The organism is Mycobacterium sp. DL, from assembly GCF_039729195.1.
GTDB lineage: Bacteria > Actinomycetota > Actinomycetes > Mycobacteriales > Mycobacteriaceae > Mycobacterium > Mycobacterium hippocampi_A.
In genome coordinates, this window is the sequence record NZ_CP155796.1 from 464,905 (window position 1) to 485,716 (window position 20,812).

Sequence of the window (20,812 nt, forward strand, 5' to 3'; positions counted from 1 at the left end):
CCGAGGAGACGAACATGACCGAACTACGCGTAGCAGTCTTGGGTGTCGGGCTGATCGGTGCCCAGCACGTGGACCGGATCCACCGCCGTATCAAGGGCGCCAGGGTTGCGGTCGTCAACGACTACGTGGCCGAGAAGGCCGAACAGCTCGCCGCGGGCATCGACGGCTGCCGTGCGGTGTCGGATCCACTCGACGCGATCGCCGACCCGGAGGTTGATGCTGTGGTGCTCGCAACGCCGGGGCCCACCCACGAGAAGCAGTTGCTGACATGCCTTGAACACGGCAAACCGGTGCTGTGCGAGAAGCCGCTGACCACCGACGTCGAGACCTCGCTGGAGGTGGTCAAACGCGAAGCCGAGTTGGGCCGCAGGCTGATTCAGGTCGGTTTCATGCGCCGCTTCGACGACGAATACGCCGCGCTGCGCGCCATGATCGAAGCAGGTGAGCTCGGCGAGCCACTGGTGATGCACTGCGCCCACCGCAACCCTGCAGTGCCCCAGAGTTTCACCAGCGAGATGGTGGTGCGTGACTCGCTGGTGCACGAGATCGATGTCGCCCGTTTCCTGTTCGGTGAAGAAGTCACGTCCATCCAGATGGTGAAACCGGCGGCGAACCCGTCGGCGCCGGACGGGCTCGCCGATCCGCAGATCGCGATCCTGCGGACCGCCGGCGGCAAGCACGTCGACGTCGAACTCTTCGTCACCACAGGGATCGCCTACGAGGTGCGGACCGAGGTCGTCGGCGAGAAGGGCAGCGCGATGATCGGTTTGGACGTCAACCTGATCCGCAAGAGCGCGCCCGGTTCGTGGGGCGGCGCCGTCACTCCGAGCTTCAAGGAACGGTTCGGCCGGGCCTTCGACACCGAGATCCAGCGGTGGGTCGACGCAGTGCAGCAGGGGAGTGCGACCGGAAATTACACCGACGGGCCCGGTGCCTGGGACGGATACGCCGCGACGGCGGTCTGTGAGGCCGGCGTCGAATCCCTCCACAGCGGACTTCCGGTGCAGGTCGCCCTTGCCGACCGCACCACCATCGAGGGGGCCTGACATGAAGGTTGCGTTGGATCCGACGCCGTTTCATCATGATTACTCGTTGTTGGAGTTGCCGCGGGTGGTGGCGGAGTTGGGCTATGAGTATCTGCAGTTGACTCCGCATCGGGATTTCATTCCGTTCTTCAACCATCCACGTGCTGATGATGCGTTGGTGGCGAAGTTCCGCGGCGCGTGCGCGGATGCCGGTGTCGGGATTGCCTCGGTGTTGCCGGTGCTGCGGTGGTCGGGCCCGGACGAGGATGCCCGTGAGGCGGCGGTGCGCAATTGGAAGCGGGTTGTGCAGATCACGGTGGATCTGGGTGTCAATGTGATCAACACCGAGTTCTCCGGTCGCCCGGAGCGCGCCGAGGAATCCGAGCGGGCGTTCTTCCGGTCGATGGAAGAACTGGTGCCGATCTTCGAGCGGGAGGGCATCGATGTGCGCATCGATCCGCACCCGGATGATTTCGTCGAGGACGGCATGGAGGCGCTACGCATCATCCGCGGGGTGAACTCGCCGAACATCGGGATGGTGTTCGTGGCCTGTCACAGCTTCCACATGGGCGGTTCGATGGCCGAGATCATGGACGCGGCGGGGGACAAGCTGCGGTTGGTCCATGTCGCGGACACGATGGATCATCACCGCAGTCATGGGTTGCGCTACATCACCAACCCGCCGGGTAATCCGGTGCGGGTGCATCAGCACCTCAAGATCGGCGACGGCGATGTGGACTGGGATGAGTTCTTCTCCGGTCTGGGCCGGCTCGGCTTCTACGACCGCGATGACACCGTGATGGTCTCCAGCGTCTTCGCCGAGGACGAGACCGCCCACGACGTCTCCCGGTACCAACTCAAAACCATCACCGACTACATCACCAAACACCACTGACCCAACGAGAGTCAGCGTGCCGCATCGGCCAGTGCATCAACGAATTCAGCGACGAGAAGGTCCGCATCGGTCCGGAACAGTGCGCTCATCGCGATCGTGAGTGGTGACCGGACCCGGACAGTGTTGATGCCGTCTTGCCCGGCAGCCGAACTCGTGGGGACCAGGGCGACCCCGAGTCCGGCGGCGACCATCGCGAGCTGACTGTTGATCGACAACGCCAGATGTTTGGCGTGAGGCGAGAATCCGGCGTTGCGGCAGCAGGCCGCGACCTGATCGTGGTAGTCGGGCGTGCCCGAACGCGGTATCCAGACCCACGGCAGTTCGGCGGCCTTCGACAGATCTGACTGAAGGCCGCGCGGCAGATCCCAGCCGATGGGGGCGGCGAGGACGAATGGTTCGCTGGAAAGGGTGACGTGCCGCAGCCAGGCGCGGGCCGGGCCGTGGCGGACGACCGCGATGTCGATCTCGCGGCGCTGCAGCAACTCTGAGCCGAGGTGGGTGTCGACTTCGCGCACGCTGATTTCGACACCCGGTCGCGAACGGGAGTGAGTGGCCAGAGCTTTCGGCAGGACGTGGGTGAATGCGGTTGTCACCGCTCCGATCCGCAGCTCACCGAGCTGGCCCTCGGCAGCCATCCGGGCTGCCGACTCGGCGTCATCCGCTGCGGCCACCACCCGACGGCACCGGTCGAGGAACACGCTGCCCGCCGACGTGAGCACGACATGCCGTGTTGTTCTGTTCAACAGCAGCACACCGAGGCGCTTCTCGATCGCCTTGACCGACGACGACAGCGGTGGTTGGGACATTTGAAGGCGTTCGGCGGCCCTGCCGAAGTTCAGCTCCTCGGCGACTGCGATGAAGTACCGGGCCTCGCGAACCTCAACCATTGATAGCGCTTTCCTATAACTCAAAGACATTATTCGACCTTCACACGATAAATGATGTCGGGTCCAATGGTCGGGTGTTGATCCCCGCCCTCGCACCGGTGTCTGTCGAGCGTCGGCTCGTCCTGGGCCTGTGGTGTGTGGGGCTGGCGGCATTCGCAGCGATGTATGCGCCGCAGGGACTGCTCCCGCAGATCGCTCGCGAGATGTCGGTCGATGCATCCCAGGCGGCATTGCTGATATCAGCGGCCACGTTGGGCCTCGCTGTGTCTGTGCTGCCGTGGGCGTGGGTGGCCGACAGGTTCGGGCTGCGGTCGGCGATGCGGACGGCGGCCGCGGCGGCCGCGGTGTGCGCTGTCGTCGTGCCCTTCTCGCAGACCTTCGAGATGCTGCTCGCGGGGCGGCTGATTCACGGTGTTGCGCTCGGCGGCATCCCCGCGCTCGCGATGACGTTGTCGCACGACCTCGCCTCCCCGGCACGTGCCGCGACGGTCGCGGGCAGCTACGTCGCCGCCACCTCGGTGGGCGGACTCGGTGGGCGCCTGTTCGCGGTGCCTGCCGCGGACCACTGGGGTTGGCGGACCGGGCTTCTGGTTCTCGGTATCGCCGTCGCGGTGCTGATGGTCACGATGATCTGCCTGCTACCCCGCCCGGACGCAGCGCCACGGGGTCGCGGCACCGTGGACTCGCTGGTCACGCACCTGCGCGATCCCGGGATGTGGCCGATCCTGATCGTCGGCATGCTGCTTTCCGGCGCGATGATGACGGTGTTCAACTACCTACCTTTCAGGCTGGCGGGAGCGCCGTACGAGCTTGCGCCGACCGCGATCTCGCTGGTGTTCTTGACTTATCTCGGCGGCACAGCGGGATCCCGGGCAGCCGGACGGCTCGGCGGGCGCTTTGGCCCGACCGTCGTGCTGGGCGCCGCCGGAGTGACGATCGCCCTCGGTGCGGCCGTCACCCTGTCGGGCTCTCTGGTGGTGATCATCTCCGGGGTCGCTGTGTTGACCACGGCGTTCTTCGTCGGGCACGCGGTCGCGTCGAGCATGGTCGCCGCACGGGCCGAGCGGGGACGTTCGCAGGCCACCGCGCTGTACACGATCGGGTACTACGCAGGTTCCAGCGTGTTCGGATGGCTCGGAGGTGTCGCCTGGTCGGGTGGCCAGTGGATGGCTGTCGCGTCGGCGGTCATGCTGCTGGGTGTGTTGACGACGGTGTTCGCTGCCGCGTCGGTCCGCCGCGGTGGTCAGACAGACACAGAGATGCCGTCTGCGGCGCTGACCCGAGCAGCATGACCCTGATTTCCAGCCCTGGTTCAGGCCATGTCATGGCCGATGATGCGGCCTGAACTAACGGCGAGTGCGGCCGCGACCCTCTCGCCGATCGGCGGCCGAGAAACTACAGTTCGCCGTGTAGAGATGCGACGAAAGCCCAACCCGGCCGAGCGACGACGTCACCTGTGTGACGCCGCCATCGCCCTGCTGGCCGAGGAGGGCGCACGAGGGCTCAGCCACCTGAAGGTCGACCGGAGCGCCGGCGTCCCCGACGGGACGACGTCGTTCTACTACCGGACCCGCTCGGCGTTGCTGCACGGCGTCGCCGATCAGATCGTCGGTTACGACGTCGAGGCGTTCGCCGAGGCCTTCAAGGGTCAGGCCCAGCTCGACGGTCAGGCGATCCTGGCGATGCTCGCAGAACAGATGATCCGGATCCGCGAAGAGCCCAGCCTGTCACGAACGCGCGCACGCCTCGAGTTGACCATGTTGGCCAAACGTGACGCCGACCTCGCGACGGGTTTTCAAGAGGTGTTCGAGCGATACCGCTCGCTGGCGGAGCGACTCGTCATCGGCATGCAGCCGGCCCAGACTCCGCTGGATCGAGCGCTCGTCGCCGAACAGGGCTCGGTGCTGATGACGTTTCTCAGTGGGATGGTGTTCGGCTTCGCCAACGGTGCGACACAGCCGGCCACGCGCGACCACATCCAGAGCCAGATTCGCGCGGTGATTCTCGGCGTGGCCGCCGAACACGGCTGACGGACGGTGCACAGAACTCCGACCGGCCAGTAAGGTCACCCTAACTAAGGGTCTCCTTACTTATTGCCGGCTGGGACGAGGTGCCATCGATGTCCGACACCACTGCGTGTGAACTGATCCTGGGATTCGCCACCGAGACCGGGAACTCCGCAATGGTCGCGAAGAAGTTCGCCCAGGCTGCCAGGGCCGCCGGGATCGAGGTCGAACCCCAGTACCTCAACGACCTCACCGTCGACAGCCTGGTCACCGCCACGCACTTCCTGGTGATCACCGCGACCTACGGCGACGGTGAGGTGCCCTACGACGCCGAGGTTTTCTGGGAGTCGCTGAACTCCGCGGACGCTGCTCGTCTGGACCACCTGACCTTCGCCGTCCTCGGTCTGGGTGACAGCTTCTATCCGCTCTTCTGCAATGCGGGCAAGATGTTCGACGCGCGACTGCAGGAACTCGGCGCGCGACGATTGGCCGAGCGGGTCGACTGTGACCTCGAGTTCGAGGAGCCGGCCGAGGCGTGGACCACCGACGTGATCAAACTCCTCTCGGAGGCGACGTTCGCGGCCCCCGCGATGGACAGCACACAAGACGTTGTCGAACAACAGGATTCACCGTGGCACCGCCGGAATCCGTTCCCGGGGCGCTTGGTGGGCAGTCGGGAGCTCACTGCCGCGGGCTCGGACAAGTGTGTGCGCCACTACGAGATCGACCTCGGCGACAGCGGCATCAGCTACCAGCCGGGGGATTCGGTGGGCGTCCATCCGACGAACGATCCCGCGCTCGTCGCCGCGATCCTGTGCCGGTTGGGCGTCGGCGCTGATCACGTCGTGCCCGGCCGCGATGAGCCACTGGGTGTGCTGCTCACCGACCACCTCGAGATCCGGACACCGACGGGGGCGCTGCAGAGTCTGGTGGCCGCGCGCACCCGAGACATCCGGGCGCGGGCGGTTCTCGGCAGTAGAGACTCGGCCGCCCTGAACGAGTGGCTTTACGGCCGCGACGTTCTCGACCTGCTCGAACTCGCCGATGTGAGCGTCGACGAAGTCCTCGACACGTTGCGCCCCCTGCAGCACCGCGACTACTCGATCGCCTCGAGTCCCCTCGTCGATCCCGGCCGTGTCCACCTGACTGTCGCGACGGTGCACTACCGCCGCGACGATCGCGACCACACCGGCGTCGCGTCGGGGTTCCTGGCCGATCGCGCCGGCACTGTCCGAATCCATTTGGCGCCCAATGACTCCTTCAGACTGCCCGGCCCCGATGTGCCGATCGTGATGGTGGGCCCGGGTACCGGCATCGCACCGTTCCGCGCGTTCCTGCAGGAACGCCAGGCCACGGCGGCGACGGGCAAGTCGTGGCTTTTCTTCGGAGACTGGCACCGCGCGACCGATTTCCTCTACGGCGATGAACTGACAGGGTTCCTGGAGGCGGGAGTGCTGACCCGGCTCAACACCGCCTTCTCCCGTGACCGAAGCCCGAAAGAGTATGTGCAGCAACACATGCTGGCACACGCGGCCGAACTGTTCACCTGGCTACAGGAGGGCGCGCACTTCTACGTCTGCGGCGACGAGCGCATGGGTCGCGACGTGCACCGGACCCTGCATGAAGTCGTCTCCATTGCAGGCGGTCTGGACGAGACCGGAGCCCATGCCTACGTCAACGACCTCATCACACAGCATCGTTATCTGCGGGACGTGTACTGAGCCGCTACATCCGCGGAGCGGGCGGCGGGGGCGGTGCGATCGGCATGCACAGCCCGTTCACGGGGCTGAGGTACTTACCTTCGACGCAGAAGGGCGCGCATCCGTAGATCACGCCCGTCTGGCCGGGCGGGCACTGTGCGAACGAGGTCGTGGGGGCGCTCTGGACGGCGGCCGCGAACGGCAGTGCGATCGCGCCGGCGGCGAAAGCCGCTGCTGCAAGGTAGCGCCGAATCGTCTGTGTCACTGTGCTTCCTCTCACCTGGATACTCCGGTGGCGACGCGGGGCGCGTCCTTGCCGGGGTCCCCGAGCACCATCTCGGCGACCCGGTCCCGGTGCTGCTCGGCGGTGCCCAGCAGTGCCGCGTCGGTATAGGCGCGCTTGTAGTACAGATGCGCTTGGTGTTCCCAGGTGAACCCGATTCCGCCGTGGACCTGGATCGTGTCGGTCGCTACCCGGGTGAACGCCGCCGAACACGTTGCCTGCGCAATGCTGACCGCCAGTGCCGGATCGTCGGAGCCGTCGGTCAGCGCCCAGATCGCGTGGTAGGCCGTCGATCTCGCGTGCTCGAGTGCGACGAGGTCATCGGCGAGGCGATGCTTGACCGCCTGGAACGATCCGATGGCCCTGCCGAACTGAAGTCGGCCCTTCGCGTACTCGACGGACAGATCGAGTAGGTGCTGCGCAGCGCCGACCTGTTCGACAGCCAGGAGAGCCGAGCCGACCTGCAGCGCGTGGGTGATCACCCGGTCGGCCTCATCGGGGCCCGCGACGAGTCGCCCGGGCGCGTCCCGGAGTTCGACGGTGGCCTGCGGCCGGGTCAGATCGAGGGTGTTCAACGAAAGCCGTTGCACCCCAGGGCCATCGGTATCGACCGCGTAGAGTCCGACGCCGTCGGGTCCCGTCGCGGCGACCAGCAGGGTGTCGGCGGCACCCGCGTCAACGACCCGCTCGACGGTTCCGGTGAGTGCCCAGTCCTGGTCCGCCGGTACGGCCTGCACGCGGATCGCCGTGGCATCGAAGGCCCCCGCGACGTCACCGACGGCCAGCGCCGCCGTGCGGGTGCCCTCGACCAACGGCGCCAGCAGATCACCACCCGCCGAAGCGGCGACAAGTGCCGGAATGGCGAGGTACACGGTGCCGAACAGGGGGCCGCACGCCAGGGCGGCACCCAGTTCCTCGACCGCGACGGCCTGGTCGACCAGCGAGCCGCCGGCACCGCCGTCGTCCTCGGGCACGGCCAACCCCAGGACCCCGAGTTCGGATCCCAGCCGGGCCCACACCTTCGGATCGAACGGCGGATCGGACGTCATCGACGCGCGCACCGCACTCTCGTCGATCTGCTCGGCGCAGAAGGCGCGCACGGCGGCGCGCAGTTGGTTCTGCTCGTCGGTGAAGGTGAACTCCGCGCTTTCCGCAAGCTCCTCAGCCATCCCGTCGGGCTGATCCGCAAGCTCCTCAGCCACGCGGGACCTCCTTCCACGGCATCCCTGCGTCCGCCCTCAGATCACCCGGCAGCCCGAGCACACGTTCGGCCAGGATGTTGCGCATCACTTCCGACGTACCGCCTTCGATGGTGTTGGCCCGGCTGCGCAGGAACCGCTGCTGGATCGAGCCGCGCCAGTCACCGGCGTCGGCGTCGCGGCCGTGCATCTCGTAACCGTCGTACAGAATGCCCTCCGGCCCGAGAAGATCCATGCAGAACTCGTAGATGTGCTGGTTGAGTTCGGCGCCGACGAGCTTGCCGATCGACCCTTCGGGCCCGGGCCCGCCAACGGTCGCCGTCGCCCTGGACCGCTCCGAGGTCAGCCGCTGCGATTCGGCGCGCAGCCACAGGGTGGTGAGCCGGTCGCGCAGCACGGGGGTGTGGAGATCCGGCCGAGACGCCCACAGTGCGACCGCGTCGCTGATGGTGCCGGCCCCGCGCCGGCTGCCGCTGGCGCCGAGGGCACTGCGTTCGTTCATCAGGGTGGTCATCGCGACCCGCCAGCCGTCGCCGACCCCACCCAGCCGGTGCGCATCGGGGATGCGCGCATCGGTGATGTAGACCTCGTTGAACTCGGCGTGCCCGGTCAGCTGCCGCAGCGGACGGGTCTCCACGCCGTCGGCGTGCATGTCGAGGACGAAGTAGGTCAGGCCGCGGTGTTTGGCGACGTTCGGATCGGTGCGGGCCAGAAGCAGCCCCCACCGTGCCCGGTGCGCAAGGCTGGTCCAGACCTTCTGTCCGTTGACGACCCAGTCCTCGCCGTCGCGGACCGCGGACGTCGCCAGACCTGCGAGGTCGGACCCGGCACCCGGTTCCGAGAACAGCTGGCACCAGATGTCCTCGGTGGTCGCCAGTGGACGCAACAGTTTCCTGCGGACGTCGTCGGTCTGCGCGTGCTCGCGCACCGTCGGGGCGGCCATGCCGTAGCCCATCGGATTGAGCGCCAGCGGGACCGGGCCACCGGCGTCCTGCAGGATGCGGTCGGCGACAGCCTGTAGTCCGCGGGAGACGCCGAGGCCGCCGAGGCCTTCAGGGAAGTGCACCCACGACAGACCCGCGTCGAAGCAGGCTCCGAGAAATTGGGGTACGGGCACGGCCCGTGGATCGTGCTCCGAGACGACGCGATGCGCCGCCTCGGTCACGTGGTCGACAGCAGTGCTCATAGGAGCACAGTAGATCGTGGCGAGTCAGCCGATGGGCAACTCGACGGTCTGGGGCGAACGATCAGTTCGCGGTCAGTGCGAGGTGCTCCGCATCTGACTTGTGACGGGAGTGGAGGAGGTACCGGAGCCAGCGAACATCAATGAGCACAATGATCCTTACGCGGTCTTGGTCAGGAGGGGGAGTAGTTGGCGTCGCGCGACCATCGCGTCGGCGAAGTGGTTCAGCGCTTCGGGCACCGACCCGGCCGCGGCGAACTCGATGCCGCAGTCGCGCAGTGTCTGCTCGATGGAGCGACTGGCGACCATCGACCATTCCACGCCTGCTGCGGTGCAGACGTCGTCGACGGTGAACAGCAGCGAAATCGCATCCCGGGTAAAGAATGTGACACCGCTGAGGTCGAGCACGAAGGGCTTCTCGGCGAGGATGAAGCGCCGGATGTATCGCGTGGCCCGATCGACGTTGACGTCGTCGAGCCCACCCTTGATCGTCACTACGGTGGCCAACTGGCGGCAGTGCGCCCGGATTTCAGCGCCATCACAGTCGAACGTCGGATTGCCGTACATTGCAGCCTCCCTCGATCGTGCTGACATGGCCCTCAGTGGGCGTTACAACAGTCAACGTAATGAGCCAAGTTAAGGCCGTGGGGAGTAACTACTAATACTTCGCTAAGAACTGCGTTCGTTCCGGCCAGCAAACTCGCCGGTAACTTGGCGTCATCCTCTGCGCTGCTGCTGGGATCCGGTGTAGCTCGCCCAGGGGCTGTAATCGGCCAGCAGCGTCTCCTGCGGTGGACGCTCGCCTTCGGCAACGTGTTCCAGGTTGATCCGGATGCGGTACCAGATCGAACTCGGACCTCGCATCCCGTCGACGAGAACATCTGTGGGCTGCAGCTTTTCGGCTGCGGCCGGATACTTCTCCCGCCACGACGCCAGCGCGGCCATCGCCTCGTCCCGGGTCTTGGTCCTGGCGATCTCGATCAGCGGCTTCGACGAGACCCGAGCTTGCCGTCCGCCCCCGGGCGACCTCCGGGTACCCCTGGGTGCCTTTTCCGCCGGCCCGAGCCGGTCGGCGAGGTCGAGCAGCGACTCCAGCCCACCCACGGCGTCGTCGATGCCCTCCCACGGATCTCCGACCTCTGCGAAACGCCGGGGCACGGTGGCGATGGTGAACGCCTCGGGGCGGCAGCCGTCGACCTCATCCCAGAACAGCGGAGTGGACACCCGGGCGTCCGGGGTGGCGCGCACCGAGTACGCGGACGCGACGGTGCGGTCCTTGGCGTTCTGATTGAAGTCGACGAACACACCGTGGCGTTCCTCTTTCCACCACCGTGCCGTCGCCGACTCCGGAGCGCGGCGCTCGACCTCGCGGGCAACCGCCTCGGCCGCCAGTCGCACGAGCTTGAACGGCCAGCGACGGTGGATGCGCGTGTAGATGTGGATGCCGCGCGAACCCGACGTCTTCGGCCAGGCCACCAGCCCGTGATCCTCGAGCACCTCGCGGGCGACGAAGGCGACGTCGAGGATCTGCCGCCATCCCACTCCGGGCATCGGGTCGAGATCGACGCGGAGTTCATCGGGATGGTCGAGGTCGTCGTCGCGCACCGGGTGGGGGTTGAGGTCGACACAACCGAGGTTCACCGCCCAGATCAGCCCGGCCGCGTCACGCAGGACCGCCTCCTTGGCGGACGTCCCCGAGGCGTATTTGAGTTCGGCGACGTCGATGAAGTCGGGCCGCTTCTCGGGTGCCCGCTTCTGGAAGACCGCTTCCTGGCCGATCCCCTTGACGAAACGCTTGAGGATCATCGGCCGGTCCCGGACCCCGCGAAGCGCGCCGTCGGCGACCGCGGTGTAGTAGTGCATCAGGTCGAGCTTCGTGACGCCGAGATCGCCGAACACCACTTTGTCCGGGTGGGTGATCGGCACCTGTCGACCGCCGATCTCCAGGTACTCGGGAGCAGCCATCCCTTCATCGTAGGTTTGAGACCGACTGCGATCGCGGTCACATATTGTTGACCCATGCCCAAGCTCAGCGATGTCCCCTTGCAGGTAGTGGCCAAGGTCCAGCAGTCCGCCGGCAAGTATCTCGATCGCGGATCCGCCGAGCTGCACTACGCCCGGAAGATGTTCGAAGCGGGTGCCCTGAAGATCGAGCCGCCGCAGGCGATGGCGGCCTTCATCGCCGACATCCGGCGCTGGGGTGAGATCGGGATGATCCCCGCGCTGAATGCGCGCCGCTACCCACACCGGGCGGCAGTGGTCGACGACGAGGGCGAGATGACGTTCAAGGAGTTGGACGACGCGGTCAACGCCGTCGCCAACGGACTGCTCGCCAAGGGGATCAAGGGCGGCGACGGAGTGGCGATCCTGGCCCGCAACCACCGGTGGTTCCTGGTGTCGGTCTACGCCGCCGCCCGCGTCGGTGGGCGCATCATCCTGCTCAACAGCGAGTTCTCCGGCCCGCAGATCAAGGAGGTCTCGGAGCGGGAGGGCAGCAAGCTCGTCATCTACGACGACGAGTACACCGCCGCCGTCTCGCACGCTGACCCGGCGCTGGGCAAGCTGCGTGCGCTCGGGGTCAACTCGGATTCCGAGGAGCCGTCGGGCAGCACCGACGAGACGTTGGCCGAGTTGATCGCCCGCACCGACAAGCGGCCGCCGCCCAAGGCGACCAAGAACTCGTCGATCATCATCCTGACCAGCGGCACCACCGGAACTCCCAAGGGAGCCAACCGAAGCGCACCGCCGTCGCTGGCGCCGATCGGCGGCGTGCTGTCGTCGGTGCCGTTCAAGGCCGCCGAGGTGACGTCGCTGCCGGCGCCGATGTTCCACGCGCTGGGCTTCCTGCACGCCACCATCGCGATGATGTTGGGCTCGACGCTGGTGCTGCGCCGCCGGTTCAAACCTGCCACCGTGCTCGCCGACATCGAGAAGAACAAGGCCACCGCGATGGTCGTGGTGCCGGTGATGCTGTCCCGGTTGCTCGACGAGCTCGACAAGACCTCACCCAAACCGGACCTGTCCTCGCTGCGCATCGTCTTCGTCTCCGGGTCGCAGCTGGGCGCCGAGCTGGCCACCAGGGCGCTGAAGGAACTGGGGCCCGTCATCTACAACCTGTACGGATCCACCGAGGTGGCATTCGCGAGTATCGCTCGGCCGCAGGACCTTTCGATCAATCCGGCCACCGTCGGACCGGTGGTCAGGGGCATGAAGGTCAAGATCCTCGACGACAACGGCCACGAGGTGCCGCGCGGCCAGGTCGGCCGGATCTTCGTCGGCAACTTCTTCCCGTTCGAGGGCTACACCGGCGGCGGCGGCAAGCAGATCATCGACGGGCTGCTGTCCTCCGGCGATGTGGGCTACTTCGATGACAACGACCTGCTCTACGTCAGCGGCCGCGACGACGAGATGATCGTCTCCGGCGGCGAGAACGTGTTCCCCGCCGAGATCGAGGACCTCGTCAGCGGCCATCCCGAGGTCGTCGAGGCCACCGCGTTGGGTGTCGAGGACAAGGAGTGGGGAGCCCGGCTCCGGTGCTTCGTGGTCAAGGTCGAGGGCGCGACGATCGACGAAGACGCCATCAAGACCTACGTGAGGGAGAACCTCGCCCGCTACAAGGTGCCCCGCGAGGTGGTGTTCCTCGACGAACTCCCGCGCAATCCCACCGGCAAGATCCTCAAGCGCCAACTTCGCGAGATGGAATAGCCCGGCGCCCGCAGAAACGGTATTCCACGCGGCGAATTCGCGTTCTCGCGCGCGCTGACTGCAATCTCGGCGCTACTGCACCCCGCCGGCCATGAACGCTGACCCCGGGATCGCCAGCGCCACCAGCATCAGCAGCAGCAGGAACCACCCGGCGCCCTGCCACGCGAACCAACCACCGCCGGCTTTCCAGATGCGGTAGGTGTGGATCAGCGCGCCGACACCACCGGCGAACAGGATCGCGGGCACCATCGCCGCGACGAACACCGAGTCGCGGGCGGCGAACGCAAAAACCGCAAACGCGACGCCCGCCACGGCGACCACCGCAGACATGTAGACGGCGGCCGCCCGGAAGGACCCGGGCTGGTTGAACCGCTTCTCGACATCGTTGGTCATGCCGGTGGGGTTCCCGGTCTGGCGACCGGCAATCCGTATCAGGGATCGCGCGGCAAGCCGAGCAGTCGTTCGGCGATGATGTTGAGCTGCACCTCACTGGTGCCGCCGTAGATCGTGGTCGCCCGTCCCGCCAGCAGATACTCGCTCCACTTGCCGGACAGCTCTCCCTGGTCGCCGATGGCCGCGTCGGTGCCGAACGACGACACCCCGAACTCGGCGTACCCCTGACCGGTTTTCATCGACAACAGCTTCGAGATCGCCGCCGCAGGCATCGGATCGCCACCGGCGAGGGTCAGCAGCGTCGAGCGCATGTTGAGCAGTTTGGCGGCGTGCCCCTCGGCGATCAGCCTGCCGGCCTCGTGCTGCTCGATCTGGTCGAAGTGTCCGTCGCGCAGGAAGTCCACGAACTGTTCGAGGCTCGCCAGGAACGGCGGCTCACTGCTGCCGATCGAGACGCGTTCGTTGGTCAGGGTGTTGCGGCTGACCTCCCAGCCCCGGTTCACCTCGCCCAGCACCATCTCGTCGGGCACGAACACGTCGTCGATGAACACGGTGTTGAACATCGCGTTGCCGGTCAGCTCGCGCAGCGGCTTGACCTCGACGCCCTCGGACTTCATGTCGAGCAGGAAGTAGGTGATGCCTTGATGTTTCGGAGCGCTCGGGTCGGTCCTTGCCAGCATCGCGCCCCAGGCGGAGTACTGCGCGCCGGTGGTCCAGATCTTCTGCCCGGTGATGCGCCACCCGCCGTCGACCTTGGTGGCCTTGGTGGTCAGGCTGGCCAGATCCGACCCGGCGCCCGGCTCGGAGAACAGCTGGCACCAGATCATCTCGCCCCGGAAGGTGGGCGGCAGGAACTGCTGCTGCTGGTCGTGGGTGCCGTACGCGACGATCGACGGGATGATCCATGCGGCGATGCCCATCTGGGGCCGCTTGACCCGCCCGGTGGAGAACTCCTGAGCGATGATGATCTGCTCGATCGGATTCGAGGCGCGGCCCCACGGCTTGGGCAGGTGCGGCTGCACCCAACCACCCTCGGCGATGGCGGTGGTGCGTTCGTCCTTCGGAAGCGCTTTGAGTGCAGCAACTTCCGCGCGGATCTCGTCGCGCAGCTTCTCGGTGTCCGGGTCGAGGTCGATGTTGATGGACCGCATACCGGTCGTCGTCGCGGTGTCTACCACCTGCTGGGGGTAGTCCGCGGCGCGGCCGAAGCACGCCGCCAGCACGATCGCGCGCCGGTAGTACACGTTGGTGTCGTGCTCCCACGTGAAGCCGATGCCACCGTGCACCTGGATGCAGTCCTGCGCACAGTGCTGCGCGGCCACCGGTGCCAGCGTCGCGGCGACGGCTGCGGCGAACTCGTAGGCGGATTCGGCATTCCCGCCGATGAACTCGTCGATCGCACGGGCGGCATCCCACACCGCCGCCGTGGCGCGCTCGGTCTCGGCGATCATTCCCGCGCACTTGTGCTTGATGGCCTGGAACTGGCCGATCGGCCTGCCGAACTGTTCGCGGATCTTGGCGTACTCCGACGCGGTTTCGGTGGCCCACCGGGCCACACCGACGCATTCCGCCGACAGCAGCGTCGACATCACTGCGCGCGCCAGCGTCCGGCTCAGATTGGACAGCACACGATCGTCGGACACCTCGACGGCGTTGGCCCGGACATGGGCGATCGGGCGGAGTGGGTCGACGCCGGCCACGGGTTCGATCTCGAGTCTGTCGGCATCGATGACCACCCATTCCTCGCCCGATTCGATCGCCACAGGCAGCACCAGCACCGAGGCCTGAGCCGCAGCGGGCACCGCGCGCACCTCGCCGCGCAGCACCAGGGCCTCACCGTGACGGGTGGCGGTCAACCCCGAGTCGATCGCGTAGGCGGCGATGACCTCACCCGAGGCGAGCTGTTCGAGGATGGCGGCCTTGGGATCGTTGGCGGCGATCAGCGCGCTGGCGATGGCCGACGGCACGAACGGGCCTGGGACGGCGCCATGGCCGAACTCGGCGACGACGATGGCCAACTCCAGGATGCCGAAGCCCTGTCCGCCGACCGACTCGGCGAGATGTACGCCCTGCAAACCCTGCTCGGCCGCGGCTTTCCAGTACGGCGGCGGGTTCGGGATCGGCGTCTCGAGGGCTTCGTGCAGCACCTCGGACGGCGCCACCCGCGCCACCAGGGACCGCACCGAATCGGCCAGGTCGTTGTGCTCTTCGTTGATCGCGATGGGCATAGCTGCTGCACCTGTTCTTCACGTCGTCGTGACTGGTCCCAACCGGTTGGTTGGGACCGAGACTACCCGCCCACCTGGTTCACCAGGTTCGCGAGGTCCCGCCCGTCACGAAGTCGTTCACAATTGTCCACCGCCAACTCCAGATAGCGGTGCATGGTGTCGGCGGTGTACCAGGTGACGTGCGGGGTGAGCACCACGTTGTCGAGTCCGAGCAGCGGATTGTCGGCCGGTACCGGCTCCACGGCGAAGACGTCGAGACCGGCGGCGGCCAGTCGGCGGGAGCGCAGCGCCTCGACGAGGGCGTGCTCGTCGACGATCGGGCCGCGCGAGGTATTGACGAGGATCGCGCCCGGCTTCATCCGGGCCAGCGCGTCCGCGTCGAGGAGGTGGGCGGTGCCGTCGGTGAGCGGCAGATGCAGCGAGAGGACGTCGCTGACGGCCAGCAGGTCGGGCAGGCTGCGCCAGCCCGGGTGTCCGTCGTCACCGGTGCTGGTGTGCAGCACCTCGCCGCCCATCGCGACCACGATGCGCTCGACCCGTTTGGCGATGTTGCCGTAGCCGACCAACCCGACCGTGCAGCCGCCGACGTCGCGCACCGTCTCTCCCAGGGTGGGATCTGACGGCCAGCCCGCACCGGCCCGGGTGGCCCGGTCCAGTTCCGGTAGCCGGCGCAGCGCGGCCAGCATCAGCAGCACCGTTCCCTCGGCGACCGAGGCCGCGTTGGCGCCGGGCATGTTGGCCACCGCGATGCCCCGCTGCGTCGCGACGTCGACGTCGATGGTGTTGACCCCGGCGCCCAGTTTGTGGACGAGCCGGAGCCGCGACCCCTCGACCAGGTCGTCACCGGAAAGGGGCCGCAGCACATGCCAGATCACCTCGGCCTCGGGCAGTTCGTGGTGGAACGTGTTGTCGTCGTCCTCCGCGCAGAACCGGACGTCGAGCCAATCGGCATGAGGCTCAAGGAATTCCAGGACCTTGTCACCGGGAACGAAGTGGGCCAGGACTCTCACCAGCGGCGCGCGATCCACTGGGCGACGGTATCGGCCTTCTCGGTGCGGGCGCCCGGCGTCGTGAAGTAGTGGTCGGTGTCGATCGCGCACTGCGTCTTGTCGGTGCCGCCGAGCGCGTCGAAGATCCGCTGCGCATCGGAGGGATACACGCCGGTGTCCTGATCGGCGTTGATCACCAGCGCCGGGCAGTCGATACGGGCCAGATGCGGCTCGGCGCGGGTCTGCGCATGCCGCAGGCTCCACATGCCGATCCAGTTGCGCAGCGTGCACGCCGCCGCGATGCCGTGAGTGGATCTGTTGGCCTTGGCCGGAATTCCCGCGTAGCACATGTTGGCCGGTCGCTTGCTGGGTTCCAGCGAGGGGTCCACCATCCTGGGGTCTGCCCAGGTGCGCATCACGGTGAACGGCCGGTCGGAGAACCCTGCGGCCCGCACCCGGACGAGTTCGGCCTCGGCCCAGTCGGTGATGGCGTCGTTTCTCGCGACCTGGGCAGCCCGGTACCGTCGCACGAACGCTGCGTCGTAGGGCGGGCCGTTGCGTTCGTTGAACAGGTCGAGATCGGGATCGGTTGCCACAGCGTCACCTTCGTCGGTGACGGCGGCATCCATCCACGCGGTCAGCACCTCGGGTCGTCCCGGGTGCGCGGCACTGGCCACATAACCGTCGGCGCGCGGGAGGTCGTCGAGTCCGGCGGCCGGCCGCATCCCCTCCAGCGGGGTGACGTGGTGATCGGTGGCGTTGGCCTGATAGGCCGCCATCAGCGATCCCCCGCCCGAATTGCCCAGCAGGATCACCGTTTCGATGCCCTGGACCTCGCGCAGCCAGCGCACGCCGACGCCGATGTCCACAAGCGCGTGGTCGAGAAGGAAGCTGCTCTCGAACCCCCGGAATCGGGTGTTCCAGCCGAGGAAGCCGATGCCGCGGGTGGCCATGTAGTCGGCGAGGTAGTGCTCGGAGAAGTCGATCTGATAGTGCGTCGCGATCATCGCCACCTTGGGCTTGCGGCCGACCCCACGGTGGTAGATGCCCTGGCACGGATGACCTCCCGAACCTGCCCTGTGGGCCGTCGTCGAATCCAGACCGACAAATTCCCTGGTGACGCCAGGTGTTTGAAGCGACGCAGTGCTACTCATGGTTCTCGGCCTCCCGGTGGTAGATGGTCCGGTAGAAGATGTCGGCCAGCGTGCTGATGCAGGCCGCGTCGTCGATGTCGGTGGCGTCGTGGATCGAACGGCCGGACAGCTGGGTGTAGCAGAACTGGTTGAGCATCGACACCAGTGCCACCGCGATGAGCCGGGGATCGCTGCCGGCGCAGAAGCCCTGCTGCTGCGCCTGTTTCACCAGTGACGTGATCAAACCGATAGGCACTGAACAGATTTCGTTCCAGTACTCGGCGAAATCGTCGCTGACCATCGCCATCTGCGACACACTGATGATCTCGGCCAGCCGGTTGCGGTAGGTGTTCCAGTGCGCGGCCGCTGCTTGATAGGAGCGTTCCTTGTGGGAGAGCCCCGGCTGCGCCGCCGCCATCGAACGCTGCCGCGCCTCGTCGCGGAATCGCACCGCCCACTCTCGGACCATGGCCTCTTTAGAGTCGTAATAGTTGTAGAACGACGCCGTCGACCTGCCCGCCTCGCCGGCGATGTCGGCGACCGTGGCGGCGAGGATTCCCTTGCGCGCGACGACCGCGCGGGCCGCCGAATCGATCGCGGCCTGGGTCTGGCGTCCGCGCAGTGTCGGCAACTGTTCGCGGGGGCTGACACTCACCTGCTTCTGCGCTCCTCGCGGCCGTTGATCTCAAACTGAACCTGATGTTAGATTCAGTTTCTGCCCATGGCCAGAGGAGGCGCGCAATCGTGATCAAGCCCCGCAACGCCAACACCGAGTTCGAGTTCGGCGGCATCAACCACGTCGCGCTGGTGTGCTCGGACATGGCCAAGACCGTCGACTTCTACTCGAACGTGCTGGGCATGCCACTGGTCAAGTCGCTCGACCTGCCGGGCGGCATGGGGCAGCACTTCTTCTTCGACGCCGGCAACGGCGACTGTGTGGCGTTCTTCTGGTTCGCCGACGCGCCGGACCGGGTGCCCGGCATCTCCTCGCCTGAGGCCATCCCCGGCATCGGCGACATCGTCAGCGCCGTGAGCACGATGAATCACCTGGCGTTTCACGTGCCCGCCGAGAAGTTCGACGAGTACCGGCAGCGTCTGAAGGCCAAGGGCGTCCGCGTCGGGCCGATCCTGAACCACGACGAGAGCGCGGCCCAGGTCTCCGCGACCGTGCACCCCGGGGTGTACGTGCGGTCGTTCTACTTCCTCGACCCGGACGGCATCACGTTGGAGTTCGCGTGCTGGACCAAGGAATTCACCGAGAGCGACACGGTCACCACGCCGAAGACCGCCGCCGACCGGCGGGTGCCCGCGGCGACCTAGCGCCGAAACTGCGTTCTACGCGGCCAAACCCGCAGAAACCCCGCGTGGAATACCGTTTCGGCGGGGGTCAGTCGCGGGGTCGGTCAGTCGCGGTAGAGCGCTGGCTCGCCGAGTTGGTCGATCAACGCCGCGAGGTGGTTGACCAGTTGGCCGGGGGTGAGTCCGATGTCGCCGGTCAACCACGCGCTCAACGTCTGCGCGACGCCGCCGACCACAAAGTGCGACGCGGCCTTGATGCGGTCGTTGTGCTCGAGTTGCAGCGCGACACCGGCGTGCTGTCCCGAGAGCAGGGCGAACAGGGCGCCTGATTCCGCCCGCTTGCGCACCACCACGGGGTTGGCGAGGTGTGCACTGAACAGCAGTCGGCCGACCCGGACGTCATCGGAGATGGTGCGCACGATGTTGGCCATGCACGCCCGGCTCTGCTCCGCTGCCGGGGCGGCGGCGACCGCGGCCTGGCTGGTGGCAGCGATGTCAGCGACCACCCAGTCGAACACCGCGCCGACAAAAACGTCCTTGTCGGCGAAGCTCTCGTAGAAGTAGCGCGCGGCGAGGCCGGATTGGGAACAGATGGCCCGGACCGTGAGATCGGCGGGCAGTGTCCGCCCACCCAGCAGGTCCAGGCCGGCTTCGAGCAGACGGCGCCTGCGTTCGGCGATCCGTTGCAGAGCGTCCACGCCGCGGTAGGGACGGACCTGGGCCATGAGTCCATATTGACACTCGTCCGGGGGCAGGGGCAATATCAGGAAACAGGCGTTCGCACTTTTGGAGCGCGCCCCTGCGCAGAGGAGTGACCATGACGCTGGACGAGTCGGTCGGCGCGACCGTTCCGTTAGTCGAACGTGCGGTGAACGACGCGGCGGTCGCCGCGGGGCCGCAGAAGGCGAACAGCGCCGAGACCGACGACGGGATGCTCGGCCTCGGTCTGCTCGCCGGGCCCGCCAACGTGATCATGCAGCTCGCGCGGCCCGGGGTCGGATACGGCGTGATGGAGAGCCCGGTCGAAAGCGGCCGGGTGGACCGGCACCCCATCAAGCGTGCGCGCACCACCTTCACCTACCTGGCGGTGTCCACCAACGGCACCGACGAGCAGAAGGCCGCCTTCCGCCGAGCCGTCAACGGCGCCCACGCCCAGGTGGTGTCCACCGAATCGAGCCCGGTGAAGTACAGCGCCTTCGACAAGGACCTGCAGCTGTGGGTGGGTGCGTGCCTCTACAAGGGCATCGTCGACGTGCACCGGTTGTTCGTCGGGGAGATGGACGACCACACCGCCGACCGGGTCTATCTGCGCGGCCGTGCGCTGGCGACGATGCTCCAGGTGCCCGAGGACATGTGGCCGCCGGATCGGGCCGCGTTCGACCGGTACTGGCAGAAATCGCTCGACGAGGTGCACATCGACGACACGATCCGCGACTACCTGTATCCGATTGCGGTCTCCCGGCTTCGGGGCGTGAGCCTGCCCGGGCCGATGCGCCGCAGGGCGGAGGGACTCGCGTTGTTGATCACCACGGGGTTCCTGCCGCAGCGCTTCCGCGATGAGATGCGGCTGCCCTGGGACGCGGCCCGGCAACGCAGGTTCGACCGGTTGATCGCCGTCCTTCGCACCGTCAACAAGGTGTCTCCGCGATTCGTCCGGCAGTTTCCGTTCAATGTTCTGCTCAAGGACGTCGACTGGCGGATTCGCACCGGTCGCCCCCTCGTCTGACCTCTCAGCGGCCGAGTTCAGCGGTGACCCGGCTCACCCGCGAACGGGCACCCGTGCGTCTCGACAGTTTGGTTATGCAATGCTAACTTCAGCAAAAGTTAGCCTAGCCATACATAACCAGTCGCAAGGGAGATGGCGGGGGATCGGGCTCAGTCGATCGA

20 protein-coding genes are annotated in these 20,812 nt (G+C 66.9%); 8 read left to right on the top strand and 12 right to left on the bottom strand.

Annotated features, from left to right (window positions below; translation table 11 throughout):
- Window positions 1–14 precede the first annotated feature (14 nt).
- Both ABDC78_RS02230 and ABDC78_RS02235 read left to right on the top strand, forming a co-directional pair.
- Window positions 15–1,046, top strand: a complete 1,032-nt coding sequence (locus ABDC78_RS02230; protein WP_178359507.1) for a Gfo/Idh/MocA family oxidoreductase — start codon at window positions 15–17, stop codon at window positions 1,044–1,046.
- 1 nt (window position 1,047) lies between these two features.
- Window positions 1,048–1,920, top strand: coding sequence for a sugar phosphate isomerase/epimerase family protein (locus ABDC78_RS02235; protein WP_178359508.1), 873 nt, complete (start codon window positions 1,048–1,050; stop codon window positions 1,918–1,920).
- Between the two features lie 11 nt (window positions 1,921–1,931).
- Here the strand turns inward: ABDC78_RS02235 and ABDC78_RS02240 are convergent, their stop codons facing one another.
- On the bottom strand, window positions 1,932–2,807 hold the full coding sequence (locus tag ABDC78_RS02240; protein ID WP_178359509.1) for a LysR substrate-binding domain-containing protein: 876 nt from the start codon (window positions 2,805–2,807) through the stop codon (window positions 1,932–1,934).
- A 74-nt stretch (window positions 2,808–2,881) separates the two neighbouring features.
- Between ABDC78_RS02240 and ABDC78_RS02245 the strand changes: the two genes are divergently transcribed.
- The 3 genes from ABDC78_RS02245 (at window position 2,882) to ABDC78_RS02255 (ending at window position 6,534) form a co-directional block, all read left to right on the top strand.
- Window positions 2,882–4,099, top strand: a complete 1,218-nt coding sequence (locus ABDC78_RS02245) for an MFS transporter (RefSeq protein WP_347133303.1) — start codon at window positions 2,882–2,884, stop codon at window positions 4,097–4,099.
- Window positions 4,100–4,222: 123 nt separating this feature from the next.
- Window positions 4,223–4,837, top strand: a complete 615-nt coding sequence (locus tag ABDC78_RS02250; RefSeq protein ID WP_256736133.1) for a TetR/AcrR family transcriptional regulator — start codon at window positions 4,223–4,225, stop codon at window positions 4,835–4,837.
- 89 nt (window positions 4,838–4,926) lie between these two features.
- Complete coding sequence (locus tag ABDC78_RS02255) at window positions 4,927–6,534, top strand: sulfite reductase flavoprotein subunit alpha (RefSeq protein ID WP_178359510.1); 1,608 nt, start codon at window positions 4,927–4,929, stop codon at window positions 6,532–6,534.
- A 4-nt stretch (window positions 6,535–6,538) separates the two neighbouring features.
- Here ABDC78_RS02255 and ABDC78_RS02260 read toward each other — a convergent pair whose 3' ends face one another.
- The 5 genes from ABDC78_RS02260 to ABDC78_RS02280 form a co-directional block, all read right to left on the bottom strand.
- A complete protein-coding gene (locus tag ABDC78_RS02260; RefSeq protein WP_178359511.1) occupies window positions 6,539–6,778 on the bottom strand; it encodes a hypothetical protein in 240 nt (79 codons plus the stop codon).
- Window positions 6,779–6,789: 11 nt separating this feature from the next.
- Complete coding sequence (locus ABDC78_RS02265; protein ID WP_178359577.1) at window positions 6,790–7,965, bottom strand: acyl-CoA dehydrogenase family protein; 1,176 nt, start codon at window positions 7,963–7,965, stop codon at window positions 6,790–6,792.
- Window positions 7,966–7,990: 25 nt separating this feature from the next.
- Window positions 7,991–9,181 (bottom strand): acyl-CoA dehydrogenase family protein, encoded by a 1,191-nt coding sequence (locus ABDC78_RS02270; protein WP_178359512.1) that lies wholly within the window; start codon window positions 9,179–9,181, stop codon window positions 7,991–7,993.
- Window positions 9,182–9,337: 156 nt separating this feature from the next.
- Window positions 9,338–9,745, bottom strand: coding sequence for an STAS domain-containing protein (locus ABDC78_RS02275; RefSeq protein WP_178359513.1), 408 nt, complete (start codon window positions 9,743–9,745; stop codon window positions 9,338–9,340).
- Window positions 9,746–9,895: 150 nt separating this feature from the next.
- Complete coding sequence (locus ABDC78_RS02280; protein WP_178359514.1) at window positions 9,896–11,143, bottom strand: DNA polymerase domain-containing protein; 1,248 nt, start codon at window positions 11,141–11,143, stop codon at window positions 9,896–9,898.
- A gap of 54 nt (window positions 11,144–11,197) precedes the next feature.
- Here ABDC78_RS02280 and fadD2 point away from each other — a divergent pair, with 54 nt between their 5' ends.
- The gene (gene fadD2, locus ABDC78_RS02285) at window positions 11,198–12,883 is read left to right on the top strand and encodes a long-chain-fatty-acid--CoA ligase FadD2 (RefSeq protein ID WP_178359515.1); all 1,686 of its coding nucleotides are present in this window, start codon (window positions 11,198–11,200) and stop codon (window positions 12,881–12,883) included.
- A gap of 72 nt (window positions 12,884–12,955) precedes the next feature.
- Here fadD2 and ABDC78_RS02290 read toward each other — a convergent pair whose 3' ends face one another.
- The 5 genes from ABDC78_RS02290 to ABDC78_RS02310 form a co-directional block, all read right to left on the bottom strand.
- A complete protein-coding gene (locus ABDC78_RS02290; protein ID WP_178359516.1) occupies window positions 12,956–13,276 on the bottom strand; it encodes a hypothetical protein in 321 nt (106 codons plus the stop codon).
- Between the two features lie 38 nt (window positions 13,277–13,314).
- A complete protein-coding gene (locus ABDC78_RS02295) occupies window positions 13,315–15,504 on the bottom strand; it encodes an acyl-CoA dehydrogenase (protein WP_178359517.1) in 2,190 nt (729 codons plus the stop codon).
- A 62-nt stretch (window positions 15,505–15,566) separates the two neighbouring features.
- Entirely contained in the window at window positions 15,567–16,514 is a 948-nt protein-coding gene (locus ABDC78_RS02300; RefSeq protein WP_178359578.1) for a 2-hydroxyacid dehydrogenase, read from the bottom strand.
- Complete coding sequence (locus ABDC78_RS02305; protein WP_178359518.1) at window positions 16,511–17,647, bottom strand: alpha/beta hydrolase; 1,137 nt, start codon at window positions 17,645–17,647, stop codon at window positions 16,511–16,513. Before ABDC78_RS02305 ends, ABDC78_RS02300 begins: the two co-directional genes overlap by 4 nt.
- Window positions 17,640–18,281: a TetR/AcrR family transcriptional regulator gene (locus ABDC78_RS02310; protein WP_178359519.1), complete on the bottom strand. Its 642-nt coding sequence runs from the start codon at window positions 18,279–18,281 to the stop codon at window positions 17,640–17,642. The genes ABDC78_RS02305 and ABDC78_RS02310 overlap by 8 nt, the downstream gene beginning before the upstream one ends.
- A gap of 89 nt (window positions 18,282–18,370) precedes the next feature.
- On the opposite strand from ABDC78_RS02310, the gene ABDC78_RS02315 reads away from it, so the two are divergent.
- The gene (locus ABDC78_RS02315; protein ID WP_178359520.1) at window positions 18,371–18,946 is read left to right on the top strand and encodes a VOC family protein; all 576 of its coding nucleotides are present in this window, start codon (window positions 18,371–18,373) and stop codon (window positions 18,944–18,946) included.
- 83 nt (window positions 18,947–19,029) lie between these two features.
- Here the strand turns inward: ABDC78_RS02315 and ABDC78_RS02320 are convergent, their stop codons facing one another.
- On the bottom strand, window positions 19,030–19,650 hold the full coding sequence (locus ABDC78_RS02320; protein WP_178359521.1) for a TetR/AcrR family transcriptional regulator: 621 nt from the start codon (window positions 19,648–19,650) through the stop codon (window positions 19,030–19,032).
- A 92-nt stretch (window positions 19,651–19,742) separates the two neighbouring features.
- On the opposite strand from ABDC78_RS02320, the gene ABDC78_RS02325 reads away from it, so the two are divergent.
- The gene (locus tag ABDC78_RS02325; RefSeq protein WP_178359522.1) at window positions 19,743–20,651 is read left to right on the top strand and encodes an oxygenase MpaB family protein; all 909 of its coding nucleotides are present in this window, start codon (window positions 19,743–19,745) and stop codon (window positions 20,649–20,651) included.
- Window positions 20,652–20,812 lie beyond the last annotated feature (161 nt).